The 21,428-nt window shown below is 70.7% G+C and carries 14 protein-coding genes; 4 read left to right on the top strand and 10 right to left on the bottom strand.

Annotated features, from left to right (window positions below; translation table 11 throughout):
• Nucleotides 1-96: 96 nt before the first annotated feature.
• Nucleotides 97-420, top strand: a complete 324-nt coding sequence (locus ABD333_RS44575; protein ID WP_344548973.1) for a hypothetical protein — start codon at nucleotides 97-99, stop codon at nucleotides 418-420.
• A 934-nt stretch (nucleotides 421-1,354) separates the two neighbouring features.
• On the opposite strand, the gene ABD333_RS44580 is transcribed toward ABD333_RS44575, so the two are convergent.
• From ABD333_RS44580 to ABD333_RS44595, 4 genes are all read right to left on the bottom strand, one after another.
• Nucleotides 1,355-9,136 carry an SDR family NAD(P)-dependent oxidoreductase gene (locus tag ABD333_RS44580; protein ID WP_344548974.1) on the bottom strand — a complete coding sequence of 2,594 codons (7,782 nt, stop codon included), beginning with the start codon at nucleotides 9,134-9,136 and terminating at the stop codon, nucleotides 1,355-1,357.
• 318 nt (nucleotides 9,137-9,454) lie between these two features.
• The gene (locus ABD333_RS44585) at nucleotides 9,455-10,699 is read right to left on the bottom strand and encodes a cytochrome P450 (RefSeq protein WP_344548975.1); all 1,245 of its coding nucleotides are present in this window, start codon (nucleotides 10,697-10,699) and stop codon (nucleotides 9,455-9,457) included.
• A 309-nt stretch (nucleotides 10,700-11,008) separates the two neighbouring features.
• Nucleotides 11,009-11,554, bottom strand: a complete 546-nt coding sequence (locus tag ABD333_RS44590; protein ID WP_344548976.1) for a hypothetical protein — start codon at nucleotides 11,552-11,554, stop codon at nucleotides 11,009-11,011.
• A 500-nt stretch (nucleotides 11,555-12,054) separates the two neighbouring features.
• Nucleotides 12,055-12,261 carry a hypothetical protein gene (locus ABD333_RS44595; RefSeq protein ID WP_344548977.1) on the bottom strand — a complete coding sequence of 69 codons (207 nt, stop codon included), beginning with the start codon at nucleotides 12,259-12,261 and terminating at the stop codon, nucleotides 12,055-12,057.
• Between the two features lie 137 nt (nucleotides 12,262-12,398).
• On the opposite strand from ABD333_RS44595, the gene ABD333_RS44600 reads away from it, so the two are divergent.
• On the top strand, nucleotides 12,399-12,563 hold the full coding sequence (locus tag ABD333_RS44600) for a hypothetical protein (RefSeq protein ID WP_344548978.1): 165 nt from the start codon (nucleotides 12,399-12,401) through the stop codon (nucleotides 12,561-12,563).
• Between the two features lie 253 nt (nucleotides 12,564-12,816).
• Here the strand turns inward: ABD333_RS44600 and ABD333_RS44605 are convergent, their stop codons facing one another.
• On the bottom strand, nucleotides 12,817-13,899 hold the full coding sequence (locus ABD333_RS44605; RefSeq protein ID WP_344548979.1) for a serine hydrolase domain-containing protein: 1,083 nt from the start codon (nucleotides 13,897-13,899) through the stop codon (nucleotides 12,817-12,819).
• A 236-nt stretch (nucleotides 13,900-14,135) separates the two neighbouring features.
• Here ABD333_RS44605 and ABD333_RS44610 point away from each other — a divergent pair, with 236 nt between their 5' ends.
• Nucleotides 14,136-14,747 (top strand): recombinase family protein, encoded by a 612-nt coding sequence (locus tag ABD333_RS44610; protein ID WP_344548980.1) that lies wholly within the window; start codon nucleotides 14,136-14,138, stop codon nucleotides 14,745-14,747.
• A 180-nt stretch (nucleotides 14,748-14,927) separates the two neighbouring features.
• On the opposite strand, the gene ABD333_RS44615 is transcribed toward ABD333_RS44610, so the two are convergent.
• The 4 genes from ABD333_RS44615 to ABD333_RS44630 all read right to left on the bottom strand — a co-directional run bounded on the left by ABD333_RS44615 (nucleotide 14,928) and on the right by ABD333_RS44630 (nucleotide 19,614).
• Complete coding sequence (locus tag ABD333_RS44615; protein WP_344548981.1) at nucleotides 14,928-15,335, bottom strand: MerR family transcriptional regulator; 408 nt, start codon at nucleotides 15,333-15,335, stop codon at nucleotides 14,928-14,930.
• A 127-nt stretch (nucleotides 15,336-15,462) separates the two neighbouring features.
• Complete coding sequence (locus tag ABD333_RS44620; protein WP_344548982.1) at nucleotides 15,463-16,977, bottom strand: SulP family inorganic anion transporter; 1,515 nt, start codon at nucleotides 16,975-16,977, stop codon at nucleotides 15,463-15,465.
• A 484-nt stretch (nucleotides 16,978-17,461) separates the two neighbouring features.
• The gene (locus ABD333_RS44625) at nucleotides 17,462-18,196 is read right to left on the bottom strand and encodes a hypothetical protein (protein WP_344548983.1); all 735 of its coding nucleotides are present in this window, start codon (nucleotides 18,194-18,196) and stop codon (nucleotides 17,462-17,464) included.
• Between the two features lie 35 nt (nucleotides 18,197-18,231).
• On the bottom strand, nucleotides 18,232-19,614 hold the full coding sequence (locus ABD333_RS44630; RefSeq protein ID WP_344548984.1) for an MFS transporter: 1,383 nt from the start codon (nucleotides 19,612-19,614) through the stop codon (nucleotides 18,232-18,234).
• Nucleotides 19,615-19,772: 158 nt separating this feature from the next.
• Between ABD333_RS44630 and ABD333_RS44635 the strand changes: the two genes are divergently transcribed.
• Nucleotides 19,773-20,531 carry a TetR/AcrR family transcriptional regulator gene (locus ABD333_RS44635; protein ID WP_344548986.1) on the top strand — a complete coding sequence of 253 codons (759 nt, stop codon included), beginning with the start codon at nucleotides 19,773-19,775 and terminating at the stop codon, nucleotides 20,529-20,531.
• On the opposite strand, the gene ABD333_RS44640 is transcribed toward ABD333_RS44635, so the two are convergent.
• Complete coding sequence (locus ABD333_RS44640) at nucleotides 20,458-21,270, bottom strand: site-specific integrase (protein WP_344548987.1); 813 nt, start codon at nucleotides 21,268-21,270, stop codon at nucleotides 20,458-20,460. The two genes, ABD333_RS44635 and ABD333_RS44640, sit on opposite strands and share 74 nt — an antisense overlap.
• Nucleotides 21,271-21,428: the final 158 nt, after the last annotated feature.

Consider the following 21,428-nt stretch of genomic DNA (forward strand, 5'->3'; position numbering starts at 1 on the left):
CATCAACCGGCTCAAACGCCACCGCGCCATGGCCACCCGATACGAAAAGCTCGCCGTCCGCTACCAGGCAACACTCCACGTCGCCGCCATCAACGAATGGCTACACGCACTTCGAAACACGCCCTAGAGGCCGAGCCCCCTGACGCGGCGGACGCGCCGGGCCGGTTCCTGTGCCATCTGACCATCGACGGCCTCGACCACCACAGCGACCCGGCCAAGGCAACCCGGCTACGCGGCCGCATCCACGCCGCCGCCCGCACCGCCGCCGAACAGCGCCACACCACTTACCACGCCACCGACACCGCGATCACGATCGGCATCGCCGGCCCGGACGCCCAGCACCGCATCGACCAACTACGCGCCGCACTGGCCACGCTCGCCACCAAGCACGGATGGACCCTGCGCGACGCCCCGCGCTGACCCGCGGACCGCCATGGTGATCGAGCCGTGGTGATCGACAGTTCGGTCAGTGCTCACGGCGCGCTATGTGGTGGGCAGGTGCAGGTGGTGCTCGGCGGGCCGAATGTACGGAATCCGAGTGAGGAACTCGGCGCGCCGCTGCAGCAGGTCAGCCTGCGCCCGGGCCGGCGTCGGTTCGGGAGGCCGCGCTCGGGGTGTTGCGCTGGGTAGCCGCCCGGGGGTACGGCAAGCTCAGCCCAGGAGAGCACTCAGTGCTGTGAGGTTGATGTTGCTGGTCACTGCATCGATGGCGGCGCCAACCACGCCGCCGAGCTGGGCACTGAGCATGATGGTTCTCCCTGATTGGTGATCTGGTCTTTACCAGTCGCATCAGCCCCTCTGTCACCATCGGATTACTTTCGATAACTATCGGCGGTTGGGAAGCAGGCCAAAGCCCGGACGGTATGGAGCTCTGTCTCGTTCGCTGCCGACAATCGCCGCAGGCCAGGCCAGCGGTCCGGAGAAGTGGCATTCGGTCGTTCCGTGCAGTGGTCGCGATGGTGCTGCGGTGGATGCTGTTGCTGTGGAACTTGACCCTGCGGAGGAGCGGCAGCTGGGGCGGGCGCAAGAGACGCTGGAACGTGCTGCCGAGGCCGCTGAGCGGCTGGTGAGGATCCGTGCGCGATTGGCGGAGTCACCAGCAGCGCGCGGTGTTGTCTCACCCGGTTGGGCCGCAGCGGTCTGACCGGGATAAGTGCTGGTGTGGGCGGGCCCGGAAGTGTGTGGTGTGCGGGACGCGGCTGCCGTTGGAGTCGTCGTCGTGTCGGAAGTACTGCTCGCCGGCGTGTGGGAGGCGGGCTGCGCACCGCTACGTTGGCTCGCGGGTCGCCTTGGGGGAAGATTCCGCGCCGCTGGGATGACCGATGGTTGCGGGTGCTTGGGCGATGTGGTGGCGTTATGGCGCTGGTGCGGCTGCTGCGGGTTGTTGTGGCACGGGTGTGTCGCTGGTGGTGAGGCCTAGGTGCAGCATGAGGACTTGGGCGATCTCGGTGACGGTTCCGCCGCTGCGCAGCAGTTCCATGGGCGGGATGTCGACACCGTAGCGCGCTCGTACCGAGGCCAAGAGTTGGGCGCCCATGAGCGAGTCCATCCCGTACTCGTTGAGTCGTTGGGCGTCGTCGATCTGGTCGGCGGGGATGAGCATGACCTCCGAGAGAGTGTGGGTGAGTTGTTCGACGAGGAAGGCCTGTGCCTGGTCGCTGTCCAGTCGGCTGAGGATCTCCAGTGGTTGCGGCTGTCCGGCCTCCTCGTCCAGGCCGCTGGGCAGGAGCGCCGCCGTCATCGGCCGCCGCAGACCAGGCAGGTTCTGGCTGAGGCGGCCCCAGTCCAGGCAGCCGACCATGGCCACCTCGGCTTGCTCGGCCAGCATGTCGGCGATGGCGGCGAAGGCCTGCACGGGACGTATCGTGTGGCCGCCGAACCGCGCCAGCACCTGGGGGCGGGTACCGTCTGCTAGCACACCTGCCTCGGCCAAGGGACCCAGGGCGATGGTGAGTGCCGGCCGGCCGTGGCGGCGCCGGTGGCGGGCCAGCGCCTCCAGGTAGAGATTGGCGGCGGCGTACGGCGCCTGGCCGATGTTGCCCAGGCCGGCGACCGAGGAGTACATCACGAACATGTCCAGCGGCCGGTCGTGGGTGAGCTTGTCCAGCACCATCGCTCCGGCGATCTTGGGGTGCAGGACGGCTCGGATGCGCTCGTCGGACAGATCGGTCAGTGGTGCGTCGTCCAGCTGCATCGCTGCGTGGACGACGCCGCGTACCGGGTGGCCTTCGCTGTCGAGGTCGTCCAGGATCTGGCGCATGGCGGTGGCGTCGGCGGCGTCGGCGGCGTGGGCGCGGACGGTGACTCCCACGCCGCGCAGATCCTCCAGTAGGCCGGAGGCCTCGGGGGTGTGGGGTCCGCGGCGGCTCACCAGGGCCAGGCGGCGGGCGCCATGGGCGGCCAGCCAGCGGGCCGTCGCCGCGCCGAAGCCGCTCAGCCCTCCGGTGACCAGGTAGGTGCCATCGGGATCAAAGCGTGGGGCGGTGCGTTCGGGCTGGACGGGGACCGGTTCGTCGTGCGGGTCGAAGGAGATGACGATCTTGCCGATGTGCCGCGAGTGGCGCGTCAGCGCGAACGCCTCGTTCACGCGTGAGGCCGGGAAGACCGTCAGCGGCAGCGGTCCGGTGGTGGCGCAGCGGTAGAAGTCGGCGGCATTGGTTTCCTCTAGGGCGGCGTCTGCGGTGTCCTGCTTGTCGTGGATGCCCGGTGTCTGCGCACCGGTGCCCAAGGACAGGAAGAAGGCGGCGATTTCCGCCATCTCCGTGGCCATCGCGTCGGGGTCCTTCCACATCAGGGTGCCGATGTCCACGCCGTAGAAGGAGAGGTTGTCGGCGAAGGGGCGTAGCAGCAGCGGGTGGTTCTGATAGAAGTCGCGCTTGCCCAGCTCGACGAACCGGCCGCCGTGCCGCAGAGCCTCCACGCCCCGGGCGAGGGCCTCCCCGGCCAGTGAATTGACCACGACGTCCACGCCCTGGCCCGCGGTCAGGTCCCGCACCTGCTCGGCGAAGTGCAGGCTTCGCGAGTCGAGCACATGGGCGGCGCCCAGGGCGCGCAGCAGGTCGCGCTTGGCGGGCGTGCCGGCTGTGGCGATCACGGGGGCGCCGATGATGCGGGCGATGTGCAAGGCGGCCAATCCGACGCTGCCGGCGCCGCCGTGCATCAGGACGGTCTCCCCGGCTTTGAGACGGGCGCAGCGGACGAGTGCGTGATAGGCGGTGGCCAGTCCCAGCGGCTTGGCGGCGGCTCGGGTGAAGGTTTCGGTATCGGGGATGGGACCGGCGGCCCAGGCTGGAAGAACGGCGTGGTCACCGATGCCGACCGGGCCGGTCGCGGCGACGCGGTCGCCCGGTTTGAGGTGGCTGACGCCGGGGCCGACCGCGTTGACGATGCCGGCGCATTCCAGGCCGAACTCGTGCCATCCAAAGACCGACTCGATCGCCTCGGTCGGCAGCAGGTTCACCGCGCGCATCACATCGCGGTAGTTGAGGCCGACGGCGCGCACGTCGATGGCCACCTGGCCAGGTGCCGGTGCCGCCCTGCGGGCTTGGTGCCAGGCCAGTTGGTAGGACAGGCCGGGATCATGCACCGCCAGCCGGAAACCCATATCGGGCGCTACGGCGCCCGAGGCGGCGATGGTCGCGGCCGGCGCCTGCTGCAAGCGGGGGACGAAGCGGCCCTGGCGGGTGAGGAGGATTTCGTGTTCCTCACCGGGGGCGAGCAACTCGGCTCCCAGACGAGCGGCGTCCTGGGCGGTGTGGCCCGTGGAGTGCAGGCACAGGCAACGTACCGCCAGCTGCGGGTGTTCGTTGCCGAGCGTTCGCGCGGCGCCCCAGACGGCGGCGTCCTGCGGGTAGGTCTGCACGCTGGGCAGGTCGGGTTCGGGCAGGGCGCCGCAGGGACGGGCCACCAGCCACAGCGAGACCGGCATGTCGCGGGGCAGTTGCTCGCACGCCAGCGCGATGGCGCGCAGCGCCGCGATACGCCGGGTGATCTGGTCGAGGGCCGGTTGGGAGTCGGTGCCCTCACCGGTCCCTGGCTCGGTGGGTGGTGGGTCGCCCAGCAGGAGAGTGAACGTGGCGGTGCGGGCGTGCGACGGCACTTGACAAACCCAGTGGTCGGGGTCGTTGCTGAGTACCGAGCGGCCGATGTGCCCGCCGCGTTTGGCCAGCACCGATTCCAGTTCGGTGGCCAGAGCGGCGTCGTCGTCGGCGGCGATGATCCACACGTCGGCGCCGTTGGGTCCCGGCTCGTTCGGCGCTGCCTGGGCGGGCACCGGCTGTGGCGCAACCGTCGAAGCGGCCGGACCGGTGGGGGCGGCCGGCGCGGCGGCCAGCAGCACCGAAAAGTCGCTGCGGCCCGGCTCACGGTCGTCGCCGGTTTGGACGATGCCGGTGAAGCCGGCCTCGGCCAGCACCGCGGGCCACTGGTCGCGGGACAGCAGTGGCGACTGCGGGCGCAGGTCATGGTCGCGCAGGCGCCAGAAGTCGGCCAGCAGGCCGTACACCGGCAGCAACAGCTCGGCCCGATGCGGCTCGGCGGCCAGCAGCCGGCCGCCGGGGGCCAGGAGCGCCGACAGGCGTCCCAGCGAGGCGGTGAGATCTTCGGTCAGATGCAGGGTGTCGACCGCGATCACCACGTCGAAGGCGCCCAGCGGCAGCCCCTGACCGCCAGGATCTCGATCCAGGTCCAACCGGCCGCAATCGACGAAGTCGTGGTCGCGGAACCGTTGCCCCAGCCGTGTCAGGGCCGTCTCGGCGACGTCAGTGACGGTGTAGCGGGTACGGTCGGCGGGCAGGACCGGCAGCACCACGGCGGTGGTCCCGCCGCTCCCGGCGCCCACTTCCAGGACGCGTAGCGGACGGTCGGCGGGCCATTGGAAGACCACTTCCTCCATCAGAGCCCGCACGATCTTGTTGACGAACGATGACACGGGCCCGATGTCATGGAACTGCTCCAGCAGGTCGGCGCCTCCGCCGCCGGCCAGCAGATCGCCCGCCGTCCGCCGCCCGCTCAGCAGTTCGGGCAGCCGGCTGCCGATCCGTACCGTCAGTGCTGTGTGCGCACAAAAGTCGGCACCGTGCCGGATCAACCTCTGATGCAGGGTGTTGATGTCGCGCGGCGGCGCCGCCCAGCGCAGGTGCGTGCCGCTCACGCGTTCGAGCAGCCCGTGCCGCTCCAGCAGCGGAAGCGCCGCGTGCACCATCTGGCGGTGGTGCGGCGCACGGCAGGTCTGCGCGAGCTGTTGCGGCGTGAAGGTCGTGGCCGTGCGGTCGCCGTTGTCGGCCGCGCCGAGCGCGCGGTCATCGGTGAGCGCGCGGGCGAGGGCGTGGGCGAAGGCTTCTTCGGCGTGTTCGGCGTAGGGCTGGTACTCCAGTTCATGCCATGCCGACCGTGCCCGATCGATGGATGCACTGGCTGCGGCCAAGACCTCGGCCGGGGTGGCGGCCGAGCCGGCGGCCGCCGGCGGCCGGTCTGCCTTACGCGGCGCGGCGCGCAGCACCATCTGGTAACGGGCCAGCGGCGCGTTGAGCCAGCCGCGGACGCGGCGCAGCCGGCATTGGCGGATCTCCACGGTCACGCGACCCTGCAGGTCGGTCTGGGTGATGTCCCAGCAGAACTCCTCCTGCGTGCGTGAACGTTCGCGCACATGTACCAGGCCCTGGGCCGCAGGGCGTCCCCACACCCGCACCGCACCGATGGCCGCGGGCATGTACGCGGTGCCCGACGCCAGTTCCTCCACCAGCCATGACACCCCGGCCTGCAAAGCGACGTCCAGCACGACGGGATGGGCGTGATAGCGGTCATCCTCTTGCGCCGGGCAAGAGTAGGAACCCAGCACCTCCTTGCCCCCGCTGTCTGCATGAGGTTGTGGGCCGCTGTGCCACAGGCCGGTGAGGGCCTGGAAGTGCGGCCCCCACGCCATGTGCGCCTCGGCGGTCCGGGCGTAGAAGTCGGCCACGTCGATGGGGGTGGTGATACGGGCGCGCAGCGCGTCCACGTCCAGTTGCGGCGGAGCTGAACGCAGCAGCGGCCGCACCCGCCCACGGCTGTTCTCGCGAGGATGCTTGCTCTTGTCCTCGGCGCTCGCCACGGTGACCACGCCGGTCTGGGGATCCAGCGCAACGGCCACGCACGACGGCAGGGTGTCGGTCGCCGACGGCAGCACCATGGCCCGGGATATGTCGACCCGGTCGACCTCGATCGCCTCGGCGGCCTCGGGCAGTGCCAGCCGACCGGCCGCGATCATCATCTCCAGATAGCCGGTGCCGGGCAGGACCTGGACACCACCGACGCGGTGGTCGTGCAACCAGGGCAACCGGCCCGGATCAAGTTCGCCGCCCCACTCCGGTTTGGGTGACATCAGCCGTTGGCCCAGCATCGGATGCTCCGCGGCCGCGGCTGCGGCCTGGGCCGACCAGGCGGCGGGACGCCCGATCCAGTGCCGCTCCCGCTGCCAGGGATAGGCCGGCAGCGGCCGCACGACCCCCGGCCGGGGGAAGTAGCCGTCCCAATCGAGCTGCGCGCCCGCCGCGATCATGTGCGCTATCGCGGTGCGCATCCGCGCGGGCCCGGGCTCGCCGCGTCGCAGCGTGGCTCCGACGACCACCCGCGCCTGGGCGGTGCTGGCGATGCGGGTCAGGTAGGAACGCAGGACCGGGTGCGGGCCTACCTCGACCAGCACATCGCAGCCCTGGTCGATGACGTGCTTGACGGCGGCCGCGAACGCTACCGGTCGGCGGACGTTCTGCCACCAGTACGCCGCGTCCAGGTGCGGTCCCTGCACCGGGGCACCGGTCACCGTCGACACCAACCCAACGCGGGCAGGTCCTGGTTGAAGGCCCTGCAGCCCGGTTTCCAGTCCTGTGCGGATCGGGTCCATGGCCGCGCTGTGGAAGGGGTAGTCCAGATCCAGCTCTCGGAAGAAGACGCCCTGGGCGACAAGGTCCTCGCCGAGCCGCCGCACCGACTGCGCGGGACCGGCCACGGTGACGTCGCGGTCGGTGTTGACCGCGGAGATCTCCACTCCCGGGTAGGCGGGCTGCAGCCGCCGGGCCTCGGCCTCGGGCAGCCCGACCGCGGCCATCCTCCCCAGACCCTGTGTCAGCGCCTGCGCCTTCGCGCGTTCGGCGATCACTGTGGCCGCCTGTGGCAGCGACAGCGCCCCGGCTGCGTAAGCGGCGGCGACCTCCCCCACGCTGTGCCCCAGGACCGCGCAGGGGCGCACGCCGGCCGCCCGGAGCATCTCCACCACGCCGACCTGCACGGTGAACAACAGCGGCTGGGCGACCTCAGTCGCCGACAGCCGCCACCGCTCGGCGGGCAACGCCAGGCGTTCGCGCACCGACCAGCCCAGCAGCGCGGCCAGCTCGGCGTCCACCGCCGTCACCGCCGCACCGAACACCTCATCGGCCAGCAGGTCGCCACCCATCCCCGCCCATTGCGCGCCGTTGCCAGAGAACACCAGCGCGACCCGGCCATGCTCGGTCGCCTCCTCCACCGCCACCGCGCCGGCCAGCGCACCGGCGGCCGCCACCGCGCCGGCTTGGTCGGGCTGCCCCGATGCTCGCTCACCGGGCTCCTGGCTCACCGGTCCTGCCAGAGCCCGGGCCGCCGCGGCGGCCGAGTCGGCCACGACCGCGGCACGGTGGGCATACTTGCCGCGCCGCCGCGAGGCGGTGTAGGCGAGGTCATAGAAGTCCCGTTCGTCGGTCGCCGCCAGGGCCGCCGCGGCCGACGCGACGGCCTGCTCCAGGGCGGGACGGGTACGGGCCGTCACCACCACCGGTAGGCCCGCCGCCGGCGTCGGCGCCTCGCCCGCCTGCGCAGGAGCAGGAGGAGCGGTAACAGCGACGTGCACGTTGGCGCCGCCGAACCCGAACGAGTTGACGCCGACCACCGCCCGCCCCTCCGATGCCGGCAGCGGCAGCGTTCGCGAGGCCACACGCAGGCCCAGCCCCTCGAAATCGATGCCGGGATTGAGGGTGTCGGCATGCAACGACGCCGGGACCACGCGGTGCTTGAGCACCAGCAGGGCTTTGAACAGGCCCGGCATGCCCGATGCCGGCTCCAGGTGCCCCATGTTGGTCTTCACCGACCCGATCGGCAGCGGCCCGCACGAACGCCTCTGCCCCAGGGCCCGTCCCAGCGACTGGCATTCGGCCGGGTCGCCCACCAGCGTCCCGGTCCCGTGCGCCTCCACATACACCACGTCGTCGGGCGCCACCCCGGCCTCGGCGTAGACCCGCCGCAGCAGATCCTCCTGGGCATCGGGATTGGGCATCGACAGGCCGATCGTGCGGCCGTCGTTGTTGGTGCCGGCCCCCACGACGACCCCATGGATCCGATCGCCGTCGGCGACCGCGTCGGCGAGCCGCTTGAGCACCACCACGCCGCCGCCCTCGGCCCGCACGAAACCGTCGGCCTCGGCCGAGAACGCCCGGCACCGGCCGGTCGGCGACAACATCGACGCCTGACTGAAACCTACATACGGGCCAGGGCTGAGCAGCACGTTCACGCCTCCGGCCAAGACCACCCTGCTGCCGCCCTCCACCAGCGTCCGCCAGCCGCGCTCCACCGCCAGCAGCGACGAGGAGCAGGCGGTGTCGACACTCATGCTCGGACCGCGCAGATCCAGCACCTGCGACAGCCGGTTGGAGGCGATCGACAGCGTCACGCCCGACATCGTGTAGGGATTGGTCCCACCTGGCTCCAGCATCTGCAGCGTGCCGTAGGAGGTATCGGAGATGCCGACGAACACCCCGGTGTCCGAGCCGGCCAACGCCTCCGGATCGATGCCGGCGTCCTCCAGCGCCTCGATCGCCATCTCCAGCAACAGCCGCTGCTGCGGGTCCATCGCCGCGGCCTCTTTCGGCGAGATCCCGAAGAAGGCCGCGTCGAAGGCACCCACGTCCAGGTCCAAAAAACCGCCCGCACCGGTGTAACTCCTGCCCAGCCGAGGTCCACGCTCGTCGACGTGCAGGTCGACGTCGAACCGGTCCGGCGGCACCTGCCCCACCAGGTCCTCGCCTCGCTCCAGCGCGGCCCACAGGCCCTCCAGCCCCGTGATGCCCCCCGGCAGACGGCACCCCACCCCGACGATCGCGACCGCCCTATCCCCCAACCCGCTCGAACTCATGGTCCCCGCTTCCACATGGCGCCCGACAGGTCACTCTCGGTAGTCGATGTGCCACCACAGGCCCGTGATCACTCGGTACCGGCCCGACATCAGGCGGCCAAGCCCGACTTCCCTTCCCCACCGGCCGCTGCACCATCACCGGCGACACGACCAGGCAGAGTGACGGTCATCGCACGGCAAGGGCGTCCAGCGCCGCCATGCCGACGCCCGCTCAACTCATGACGCGAGTGATCTCCTCCCGATGCCGCAGAAACGATCCCAGTCGATACGACACCTCCACCGCGGCCACCGCAGTTCAACCAGGCGATGGGTGACAGGTCAGCCCGCCTCGACCACCAGGCTGGTGATGCCGCGAAAGGCGATCCCGCAAGGGCGTCCGGGGATCTGCGCCACCCGCAACCGATCAAAGCGCTCCAGCAGCTGCGACAGCACCAGCGCACCTTCACAGCGAGTCAGCTGGGCGCCCAGGCAGTAGTGCGGCCCTCGGCCGAAGGCCAGCAACCCCCGCTGGGCCCGGGAAAAGTCCAACCGCTGAGGGTTGGTCACCACCAGCGGGTCATAGTGAGCCGATCCGACGAGCGCGTGCACCAGCTGCCCGGCCGGCACCGGTGTCCCGGCCAGCTCGGTGTCGCACAGCGCGACCCGGCTCACCACCTGGATGGGCGGATCCCAGCGCAGCACCTCGTCCACGGCCTGCCCGATCTGACCGGGGTGGCGTCGTAGCCACGCGGCCTGGTCGGGGAACCGGTCCAGCGCCAAGACGATGCTGCCCAGCAGCGACGCAGTGGTCTGCCATCCGGTGATGAGCAACGTGATGATCAGCAGCCCGGTCCGCTGAACGTCGTGTTCGTTCAGTGGCTGCGCCGCCAGGTCACCGAGCAGGCCCGCGCCTGGCCGCCCTTGTGCGCGGGCCTGCCGCTGCCGCTCCAGCGCCTTCAGCCCGTACTCCTGCAGAACCGCGACCGCGTCATCGGCAGCCTCCAACTCGTGGCGGCTCGGCGACAGTTCCATGACGCAAGTGAACTTCCGGACCACCCCGACCAACCACCAGGCGTCGTCTTCGGGTAGCCCGACCAGCGCGCATATCACCATCATCGGCAAAGGATCAGCAACCAGCCGCGCAAAGTCCGCCCGACCCCGCTCGGCCAGTTCGGCGACCAAAGCTTGCAGCCGTTCCTGCACCATCCGCTCGATGACCGGCTCCAGCCCGGCCAGGCGCCCGGCCGATAGGCACGCAGCGGCCCTCGCCCGCTGATCGGCATGCTCGGGCGGATTGAGCTGCATCACCGTCTGGGCAGCGTAGGTCAACGAAAGATGCTCACGCCACCCGGGTATCCATCGGTCCTTCCACACCGGATCCGGCTCACCCCACTGCGGCGAACGCAGCACCCGACCACAAGTCGCATGGTCAGTGGCCAGCAGCCCACCCCACAACGTCGGCAGCAGCGGCCCCTGAGCCCGCAACAGCTCATACCCCGGATACGGGTCCTGCCGTCCCGATCCCGAACGCAACCGCGCCATCGTCTGTGTCACCTTGCCGGCGACGTCGAGCACCTCACCCATCGCTCACCTGCCCCTCGCCGACCAACCAGTCACGACCACACCAACAGAAACACCCCTACGCGAATAGTCGCCTGGCGAAAGCAACCGTCGGATCGGGGAGAACAGCGGCCGCCCGTTCCTCCGGCGTACGCTGCGCAAACCGCACGTCGCTGAGGTCGATGCCGTCCATCCATTCCTTGCGCGCATGGGTCCCACTGCCTCATCAGCCTCCTGCGTCCGTCCACCGTCGCTCCAGCCGGGGCAGCGGCTGCACCTCAAACAACGAGCCCCGATCCCTTCACCTCAGAGCCCCTTGGAAGCACTTCATCGTCACCAGTTGCGGGAGTTCTCCCAGCCGATCACGGTCAAGGTTCTGTGATAGTAATCCGACGGTCTTTGGGCGATGCCGGAAGGCATTTCACTGAGATCACCGGAGTAGGCCTTCAGCGTTCGGATGGACCTGGTCAAGCAATTACTGCTCACCACGTCATACGGCCAGCGGGCCACTGACCGGAACTCGGCCAGAGCGGCCAGCGACCCTCGACTCCGGACGCTGCGACACCGAAAAGACCGATAAGCAGAGATGGGATTCTGCCCGTGGAAAGTTGCGAGCAGACGGCGGAAACTGTAAGGGCCCGCGATCCAGTTTCTCATCGGCTGGAACCAGCGGTTCGACGGATCTGTACCGCCGCCGTACCACAGCCCGTTTTCGGCACGCACCGCCCATCCGACATGGCCGATCACGGGGACCGGCGCATACATCAGGCAGACCCGTCCAGGCAACAGCCGCGTCGACGAGGTCTGTGCCCGACTCGGACACGAAGCCAACGTCAGCGACAGCGCCGCACAGACGGCAATCGTTACAAGTCGCCGCATGGCGAAACTCCATCCGGTCGCGTCTGCATGCTGAGACCGAGGGAAAGGTTCCCGAAGAAGCCAGCGGATATGCGCCGTGAGTCAAAATCACCACTTACAGCTAGGACATTAATGCTCCAGGAACACATCGACTTGCCGTCAGTGGTGATGTGCACGCCAGCCCCGCCGGGCTAAGGCGTCCAAGCAGCCATCAAGCTAGCGGTGAGCACCGAACGCTGTGCTAGCGACCACGTCAAGCTGTCGCTATCCGGAAATGTATCGTTGTCCGGGTTCAGGGTGAATCGGAACGAGATCGGCGTTAGCGGGGTTCCCGCAGATCGAAGGCAAGGGTTCGGCGGGACCCGCCGAGGTGGCTTAACGGCGGATTCCGTTCGACCTCACGCCGCGTTGACTTCTTGGGCTCTACTGAGCAACAGCTGTGGATCCACCGAGGTTGGTTTTCAAAACTGGGCTGGTGGGGGTGCGTCAGTGGTTGCGGCGTGCGGCGGGGTCGCGGTGGGCTACGTGGTGGGCGACGGCGTCCACGCCGCGTACCGCTCGGGGTGGGCTTGCAGGTGTTCGGCGGGGACGTCGGGGTGGGCCAGCGGCCGGGTGAGGGTGTCGAACAGTTCGGCGGCGCGCCGGTAGGACAGCCGGGCGCGGCCGGTGACCGGGCAGACGTCGCAGGCGGGGGTGCGGGCGGGGGCGCGGCGGTCGGTGAGGAACACCGGTCCGCGGGTGCGGCCGCTCAGCAGCCGGGGCAGCAGCTGGGCGGTGCCCGACTGCCAGTGGATCCATTCGGGGGTCTTCTCCCGAACGTGTCCCCAGGGCCAAAGTAGAAGGGTTTGTGGCTGCGGTTTGTTCAGTGGGTGCGGCGGCGGGCGGCGGGGTCGGTTTCGGTGGTGACGCGGGCGGAGGTCTGTTCGCCGAGCTTGATGTAGAAGCCGAGGCTGCCCAGGTGCGGGTGGCGGCTCTTGGCCTGGAGTTCGGCGGCGGTGCGCCGGTCGGCGGCCAGGTGGGTGAGCGCTGAGTGGCGGAGTTGGTGCAGGGCCCAACCGTCCCGGTGTGGACCGAGTGCGGTTGAGGCTTTCTTGAAGGCCCTCCACTCGGGTCCGCGTCACCACCCGAAAGGTAGCTGGGGGTAGTCGTCGTTGCTGAGTGTGAGGGGGGCGGGTATCGGCGCGGGCGAGCGGGGTGGGTCGCGCGCCGGGTAGCTGCTGAGCCAGGCCTGGAGTCGCCTGACCCGCGGCGAGGCCCGAACATCGACGGTCAGGCCAGGACCCCTACACGCTGATGTCGAGGGACTTTCGGATCTGGTCGGCGATGTCGGGTGTTTGCCCGGTCAACCGGTTCTTGGTGAGGGCGAAGGCGAAGCCGTGCGCGGGGTCGGCGAAGGCGATACTGCCGCCGCTGCCCTTGACGCCGAACGCCTCGCGGCGGTGTCCCATCTCGGGCATGCCCAGGAAGTAGCCCAGTCCTTTGGACATGGGTCGGCCGAGGGTGTGGTCGAAGCCCTCCGCGGCCACAGCTGTGATCTTGGTGGTGCGTTCAGGGGAGATCAGCCGAACACCGTCGACCTCACCGATGAGGGCGGCGTACATGCGGGCGAAGGCTTGGGCGGTCATCGTGCCGGCGCTGGGATTGTCGGCGGTCAGGTGGCCGGGCCGGTTGCCCAGGCCGGCGCTGGGCAGCAGCGAGCGCGGGAGGGTGCGGAAGAACGTCGAGCTGTCGGGCTGTGCCGCCAGCATGCGTGTCCAGTCGCTGTCCTCCAGCCGAGCCAGTCTGGGGAACGCCTCATCGGGAACGGCGAAAAACAGGCTGTCGGCAATGCCCAGCGGGGCGGTGACCTGCTCGGCGAGTACCTGGGACATCGGACGTCTGGTGACGCGCCGGACAACTTCGCCGAGGATGTAGCCGAAGGTCACTGCGTGGTACTCGCTGGCGGTCCCCGGTTCCCACAGCGGATCCAACATGGCAATCCGTTCGCACATCAGCTCCCAGTCGGCCAAGCCCGCAGCCGTCGTACCGACCGGCGTCTGCGGCACACCAGCCGAGTGGGTGAGCACCTGTGCCACCGTGACCTTGTGCTTGCCGCGGCCGCCGAACTCCGGCCAGTACTCAGCGACCGGTGCGCCGTAGTCGACCAGGCCGCGCTCGGCCAGCACATGCACCACGGTCGAGGCCGCCCCCTTGCCGGCCGAAAAGCTGTGAAACAGCGTCTGACCATCCACCGGCCGGCCACTGGCGGCATCGGCCAACCCGGCGCAGACGTCCACCACCAACTCGCCACGAAGATAGGCCGCGACCTGCAGACCCGTTTCCTGGCCGGATTCCACGAGGCGGTCGGCCGCCTCCTGTGCTCGCACCTGAGCGTCCGTCAACGACGTCGTCCCCCTCATGGCTCATGCAGCAAGATGATCACCGCAGTGCGCTTCCGGGTCGTAGAGCTTGTCGGCTACGCCGTCGACGGTCAATCCCAGTGTCGACAAACGAGCGTCTGCCGACACTTGACGGGCCGATCGCGAACGCGCAGGTGAGATGTGTCGGGAACTCGTGTCGATAATCAACGTCGGTGAACAGTCCGGCCGATAGATTCCGACACATGCTCATCGGCTACGCGCGGGTCTCCACCGCCGACCAGAACCCCGACCACCAGATCGACGCGCTGCTGCGGGCCGGCGTCGAGCGCGACAACATCCATCTGGACGCCGCCAGTGGTGCGAAGGCGTCCCGGCCCAACCTCGATCTGGTCCTGCGGCTGCTGCGTGAGGGCGACACGTTGAAGGTCACCCGGCTGGACCGGTTGTCGCGGTCGGTGCTGCATCTGGTGACGCTCGGCGCCGAGTTGCGCGAGCGCGGCGTCGGCCTGCACGTGATCGAGCAGGGCATCGACACCGCCACGATGGAGGGCCGCGCGATGTTCGGCATGTTGTCGGTGCTGGCCGAGCTGCAGCGCGAGCTGATCGTGGCCAACACCAACGACGGCTTGGCCGCCGCGCGCGCCCGTGGCCGGGTCGGCGGCCGCCGTCCCAGGCTCACCGCGGATCAGGCCGCGCTCGCGCAGCAGTTGTACGACGAGCGGGACAAGACCGTGCAGCAGATCGCCGACTTGTTCGGGGTGCCGCGCTCGACGGTGTACGGGCACCTGACCACCGAAACGGTTCCCCGCCAGCCCAAGAAGCCCCGGCCGGACACGCCGGCCGGGGCTGCGTAACGAAGACCTCCGAGGCTTGTCGGCCTTGTTCTGGACCCACCTCAACCTGTACGGACGCCTGGAACTGGACATGAACAGGCACCTCGACCTCGGCCTGGCCGAACAGCAGACGGCCACCTCCCGGCGTAGGACCGCAGATTCTGTGTCACATCGAGCTCTGCCGTGTTGTGCAGCCGGGGGTCAGGTAGCGGGTGGCTGGTGGGCGTGGACCTGGTCGCCGAGTTCGGCGGCGAAGTTCTCGGCGGCGGCGAGGCGGTCGCGCAGTTTGGCGCAGCGGGCCTGGACCTGGTCGCGGTAGGTGGCCAGTCGGCCGGTCAGTTCGGTGCGGTCGGTGTCGCCGGTGTCGGGGTCGGCGAGATGGTCGAGGATGGTGAGCAGGTCGCGCATCTGGTCCAGGGTGAAGTCCAGGGGCTTCATCCGCATGATGACGCGCAGGCGGGCGATGTCGGTGTCGGTGTAGAGGCGGAACCCGCCGGTCGAGCGGGCGGTGGGCGGGGCGAGGCCGACCTCTTCGTAGTGGCGGATGGTGCGCAGGCTGAGGCCGGTCTGTTCGGCGACCTGGCCGATCTGCATGTGCTGGCGCGCCATCACAGGTTCCTTCCCGGGGTGGGCCGGCCCGCCGGGTGAGCGGCGGGCCGGGTCGAGTGGGGCGGTGCCGGTCGATCAAGCGTGCATCGCGCGCGCAGGTGCAGAACCGGTCGCCGGGTCGCGCGGGTCAGTGGCCGCTGGTGAGTTCGCCGGACAGGGTGTCGTGCATTCTGGCGCTGGGTTCGTTGAGTCCGATGATCTGCACGGTCTTGCCGCGGGCGGCGTATTTGGTGGTGATGGCGTCGAGGGCGGCGACGGAGGAGGCGTCCCAGATGTGGGCGGCGGTGAGGTCGATGACGATGTGGTCGGGGTCGCCTGGGTAGTCGAACTGGGAGACCAGGTCGTTGCTGGAGGCGAAGAACAGCTCGCCGGTGACGCAATAGACGGCCTGGGTGCCGTCGGGGTCGTGGACGGCGGAGACGTTGACCAGGTGTGCGACCCGGCGGGCGAAGATGACCATGGCGGTGATGGAGCCGACGACCACCCCGATGGCCAGGTTGTCGGTGGCGACCACGACCGCGACGGTGACGACCATGACGGTGGTCTCGCCGATCGGCATGCGCTTGAGGGTGGCGGGGGCGACCGAGTGCCAGTCGAAGGTGCCGAAGGCGACCAGGACCATGACGGCGACCAGGGCGGCCATCGGGATGTCGGAAACGATCGGCCCGAACACGATGCACAGGATCATCAGGAAGGCGCCGGCCAGGAAGGTGGAGATCCGGGTGCGGGCGCCGTTCTTGACGTTGATCATCGTCTGGCCGATCATTGCGCAGCCGCCCATGCCGCCGAAGAACCCAGTGACGATGTTGGCGATGCCCTGCCCGATCGACTCGCGGGTCTTGCCCGAGTGGGTGTCGGTGATGTCGTCGACGAGCTTGGCGGTCATCAGCGACTCCATCAGCCCGACCAGCGCCAGTGCCAGGGCATAGGGCGCGATCAGCTTCAGGGTGTCGAGCGTGAAGGGCACGTCGGGCAGGCCGGGTGCCGGCAGCGAGGAGGGCAGCGCGCCCTTGTCGCCGACGGTGGGCACCGCGATGCCGGCGCCGATGGTCAGGGCGGTGAGGATGACGATCGACACCAGTGGCGCGGGGACGGCTTTGGTCAGGCGCGGGAAGAACACCATCAGCGTCAGTGCGCCGCCGACCAGGGGGTAGACGGGCCAGGGCACGTCGATGAGTTCGGGGACCTGGGCCATGAAGATCAGGATGGCCAGCGCGTTGACGAACCCGACCATCACGCTGCGCGGCACAAACCGCATCAGCCTGGCCACCCCCAGCGCGCCCAGCGCGACCTGGAAGACGCCGCCCAGGATGACGGCGGCCACCAGATAGCCCAGGCCGTGCTCGCGGGCCAGCGGCGCGACGACCAGCGCGATGGCGCCGGTCGCGGCGGAGATCATCGCGGGCCGTCCGCCGACGATCGCGATGGTGACGGCCATCGTGAACGAGGCGAAAAGCCCGACGCTGGGGTCGACCCCGGCGATGATCGAGAACGAGATGGCCTCGGGGATCAGTGCCAGGGCGACGACCAGGCCGGCCAGCACCTCGGTGCGCAGCAACTTGGGGGTGATCGGTGCTCCGCCGGTCAGGCGTGCCAGCGGAGCGGTCAGCGGTGTGAGAACAGGCAAAGCACGTCCAGACATCAGGTCGCGGGTGTGCGCACCAGGGGGTGCGCCGAAACTCGGTGTGGCCCGGCAACGCCGCCGGGCAGGCGAAGATCGAGGTCACCGGCGTTCCTCAGGCCTGCGGCCCGGTATCAGCGGGCGTGCGCGGGGCGGTACGGGCCGGTGGGGCGGGCGGCCGCGCGGCGGCCGGCCCGGGAAGGATCACATCGGCTCGGCCTCGGCGGACCGGAGGGGCCGGGGCTGCCCGGGCAGCGGCGCGCGGTACCCGGCGAAGCGGGCAGGGCGGACGGCGGGCACGGGGGCAGAAGGCACAGGTCTTCCCGGGTCGGGTACGAGGTGGGGCGGGTCACCGCTGGTGGCGGTCCGGCCGGCGGCGGGTCTGGCCGGTGGCGCAGGAGGCCGGTGACCGCGACGAGCAAAACTCTACTCTCACGTTAGGGGAGAGTTGCCGGTGGTGGGAGAGACTCCCGTCACACCGGGGCAACGCCGGGTCCGGTGTGGGTCATGTGGGTGTCGGTGGGTGCGGGTTGTGCAGGACCAGGGCCGGATCCAGGCGTTGGAAGGTGGTGCTGGCCAGGCCGGGCCAGGTGTGGGCTTGTCGCCAGTGGGGGTCCCCGGTCAGGCCGGGCGGGACGTCGGTGATCGCGGCGTGGTGGGCGGCGGCGCTGGTCCAGTGCGCGTGGTTGAGTACGCAGGCGCCGTCCGGGCTGATCAGGAAGCGGGCCTGCAGCAGGCCCGGTGCCGGGGGCGTGCAAGCGGCGCCGGTGAACAGCGCGTCCACCAGGCGGCGGGCCCGCGCCGGATCGGGGCCGCAGAGGCGGCGGGTCACCAGGACCACGCAGCCGGGCTCGGCGGCAGCGTGCCGGGCGCTGCGGTAGGGGGCGGCGCCGATGACCCCGGTCCGCTGGATACCAGGGACCTGGGCATCGACCTGCCGTTTCCAGTCCTGGTCCAGGGAGGTGGAACGGCAGGCGTTTTCGCTGGTCCAGCGTGAGTGCAGCACCAGCACCCGCCCGCCGGACCCGCCGCCGGACCCGCCGCCGGAGTCGGCGTCGGCGTCGGCGCTGGTCAGTACTTGGAGGGACAGCAGGTGTGGTGCGGGCCAGGGCCGGGTCCGCCAGGCCGCGGCGATGACGTCCGCCGCCTGGCGGTGGCCGGGGGCGGGGACCCGCCAGGTGCCGAACACCTCGAACCCCGCGGCCTGCGGCTCGGGCGCGGGCTGGTCGGGAGTGGTCACGACGGTCGACCTCCTGATCGTCGAGGCGGGGCCGGTCAGTGAACACCGGTGCCCGTCCGGTGGCCGGTGCGGTGGCCGGTGCGATGGCGGGGAGTGGCCAGCAGGGCGGCCAAGCCGGTGGCGGCCAGGGCGGCCATGGCCACGACCCCGGCGCGCAGTCCGGCGGTGCCGCCGCCGGCGGTGGTCCAGGCGAGGGCCGCGACGGCGGGGCCCAGGGTGGTGCCCAGGGTGCGGGCCAGGTTGGTGACGCCGCCGGCGGTGCCTTCCCGGCCGGCGGGGGTGGCGGCCAGGATCGCGGTCATGATCGGTGAGTTCAGCAGCGACATCGCCGCGCCCAGCACCCCCATCCGCCAGGCCAGGTCGGCCGCGCCGGTGCCGGCGTCCAGGGTGAGCATGGTCGCCATCGCCGCGGTCGTCAGCGCGGCGCCGGTCGCGGCGATGGGGACCGGCCCGTACCGGTCGGCCAGCAGCCCGGCCAGCGGGGTGACCACCGCTCCGGTGGCCACGAAGAACACCATCGCGGTGCCCAGCAGTGCCGGGCCGCGGTGCAGGACCTGGCTGATGAAGAACGGCAGGGTGAAGGTGATCAACCCGATGATCTGAGCGCTCAGCAGCAGCGCCAGCACCGGCAGCCCGAACGGGCGGCGCCGGGCCAGCGCCAGCACCGGCGCCGTCGCGGGCCGCCGCGTCCACCAGGCCGCCAGCACCACCGCGGCCAGCGTCAGCGCGACGGCGATGCTCCAGCGGCGCGGGTACTGCTCGACGGCCAGCAGCGCGGCGGTGACCGCCGTGCCCACCAGCGCCACCTCGGCCAGCAGCGCCCGGCCCGGCCACGGCAGCGCCCGCCCCGCCGGCCGCGCAGGCGCCGGCACCGTCGCCATCCCCAGCGCGATGACCAGCACCAGCAGCGGCACCTTGACCGCGAACACCGCCCGCCATCCCAGCGCCTCGGCCAGCCAGCCGCCCAGCGGCGCCACCGCGACGCTGCCGACCATCATGATCGTGGCGTGGTAGCTCATCGCCCGGCCCCGCTGATCGGGCCGCACCGCGGCCGTCACCACCGGCAGATACACCCCCAGATACAGCGCCGACGCCGCCCCCTGCAGCACCCGCGCCACCAGCAGCACCGCGAACACCGGGGCGGCCGCGGCCAGCACGCTGGCCGCGGCGATCCCCGCCAGCGACACCGTGAACACCACCCGCACGTCGGCGCGGTCCACCCACCGGCCCGCCGGCAGCGCCAGCGCGGCCAGCGGCAACTGGTAGGCCAGCAGCACCCACGCCGCCGCGCCGCCGTCCACCCCGAACCGATCGGCGATCAGCGGCAGCGCCAGCGCCGCCATGCTGAGCTCGCTGGCCACCACCAGCGTCGCCAGCGCCGAGGTCACCACCGTCGCCCACCGCGTCCGCCCCCGCACCCCGGCAGCGGTCTCGCTACCGGCCCCAGGTCCGGACTGGTCGCCTGCAGCGGCGCGGGCAGGCGAACCGGCATGTTCTGGCTGGCTCATCCCCATCCCAGCAAAGTACAATGGCGATAGCAGAAAAGTAAGGTAATGGCAGATTGAGGGTGGCGGCATTGGTCGACAACCAGGTCCAGGCAGGCCGCAGGCCTGCAGCCCGGCCGGCGCCGGGAGCCGGGGCGGGCGTGCAGACGGGCACCGGGCGGGGCCGGGTGGCCAAGCGGCAGGCCATCATGCAGGCCGCCCAGACGGTGTTCGGCCGCGAGGGCTACACCCATGCCGGGATCGAGGCGATCGCCGCGGCGGCCGGGGTGTCCAGCCGCACCATCTACAACCACTTCCAGAGCAAGCAGCAGCTGTTCACGGCGGTGATCATCGAAAGCTCCACCCAGGTCGCCGACGCGCTGATCCGATTGATCGACCATCACCTCACCGGCGTCACCACCCCCGGCGCCCTGCAACCGGCCCTGGTCGCCCTCGGCTGCCAATGGGCCGGCCCCCAGGCCGAGTTCACCGACCACTTCGCCATCGTCGGCCACCTGTACGCCGAAGCCGCCCACCTGCCCCCCGACCTGCTGCAGGCATGGAGCACCGCCGGACCCCAGCGCGCCGAACAGCACCTGGCCCACCACCTGCGGCGGCTGGCCGGCACCGGCCTGCTGCACCTGCACCAGCCCCCCGCGTCGGCCAGCCGCGCCGGCCGCGGCGAGCCTGACGACGGCGCCGCGCAAGCCACCCAACACCTGCTGCTGCTGACCGTCGCCGCCGTTGCCACCCGCACCTACCACGGCGCGATCCCGCTCACCGGCCAGCAGACCACCGCTCTGGTAACCGCCGGAGTCCGCGCGTTCCTGGACGGCCACCGCCCCCGCTGACCACCCGCCCGACCCGCCCTGGCCCCCGCTCCAGGGCGGGGCCCAGCGGGAGACCTCCGCGAGAGCTACTTTGGCCCTGGGGACACGTTCGGGAGAAGACCCCCCATTCGGTGGCGCCGCCTTTGGAGATGACGCGGGCGCGTTTGTCGGGCAGGACCAGGTCGGCGATGTCGAGGGTGAGGATCTCTTCGGCCCGCGCGCACGACTCATACAGCAGCCGGTAGAAGGTCTTCTCCCGCAACGGCGCCTTGGCCTCCAGCAGGGCGGTGACCTGGTCGCGCGACAGGGCGCGGGTCAGGTCGGGCGGCGCGGGCCGCCGCGCCAGCCCGGCGACGGGATCTGTGGTGAGCCAGCCGCGGGCGCGCCACCAGGCGGTCGCGGCGCGCAGCACCGACAGCTCGCGGTTGACGGTGTCGGCGTCGGCCAGCTGCGCGCGGACGGCGAACGAGGTGGCCAGCACCGCGGCGATGCCGGGCGCGTCCAGGTCGGCGAGCGCGACGGCGGGCGCGACGGCACCGCGCCGGGCTCGGCCGGCCGGCGGCTGGTCGCCTGCGATCAGCCACGCCCAGGTAGTGAGGGAGACGCGGTAGACGCGGCGGGAGGCGGTGCTGATCCCGGCCGCGGTCAGGTAGGCCTGCACGGCGTCGGTGTAGCGGGCGGGCCGGTCGCCGGCCAGCGGCAGCACCGTCGCGCCGGGGCCGGAGCCGGTGACCGGAGGAGTGATCGGCTCGGTGGTCATCTCGCCCTCGGATCTGTCGCAGTAAACGCGTACACCTGGGCCCTGCTCGCGCCCGCGTGGGGTCCAGGTCAGGATGGCAGGGCGCGGGCCGCTGCCGCAGTAAATCGGGTGTTTACTGCGGCACGCCGTGGGCCCGTGAGACCTTCGCCTCGCACGCC

This window comes from Actinomadura fulvescens, from assembly GCF_039533225.1.
Lineage (GTDB): Bacteria > Actinomycetota > Actinomycetes > Streptosporangiales > Streptosporangiaceae > Spirillospora > Spirillospora fulvescens.

What these genes read in the sequence shown, in the direction of transcription:
- ABD333_RS44580 (WP_344548974.1), bottom strand. Translation starts at nt 9,136, where the DNA reads ATGAGTTCGAGCGGGTTGGGGGATAGGGCGGTCGCGATCGTCGGGGTG.
- ABD333_RS44585 (WP_344548975.1), bottom strand. Translation starts at nt 10,699, where the DNA reads ATGGGTGAGGTGCTCGACGTCGCCGGCAAGGTGACACAGACGATGGCG.
- ABD333_RS44610 (WP_344548980.1), top strand. Translation starts at nt 14,136, where the DNA reads ATGCTCATCGGCTACGCGCGGGTCTCCACCGCCGACCAGAACCCCGAC.
- ABD333_RS44575 (WP_344548973.1), top strand. Translation starts at nt 97, where the DNA reads ATGGCTACACGCACTTCGAAACACGCCCTAGAGGCCGAGCCCCCTGAC.
- ABD333_RS44590 (WP_344548976.1), bottom strand. Translation starts at nt 11,554, where the DNA reads ATGCGGCGACTTGTAACGATTGCCGTCTGTGCGGCGCTGTCGCTGACG.
- ABD333_RS44640 (WP_344548987.1), bottom strand. Translation starts at nt 21,270, where the DNA reads ATGACCACCGAGCCGATCACTCCTCCGGTCACCGGCTCCGGCCCCGGC.
- ABD333_RS44615 (WP_344548981.1), bottom strand. Translation starts at nt 15,335, where the DNA reads ATGGCGCGCCAGCACATGCAGATCGGCCAGGTCGCCGAACAGACCGGC.
- ABD333_RS44620 (WP_344548982.1), bottom strand. Translation starts at nt 16,977, where the DNA reads ATGTCTGGACGTGCTTTGCCTGTTCTCACACCGCTGACCGCTCCGCTG.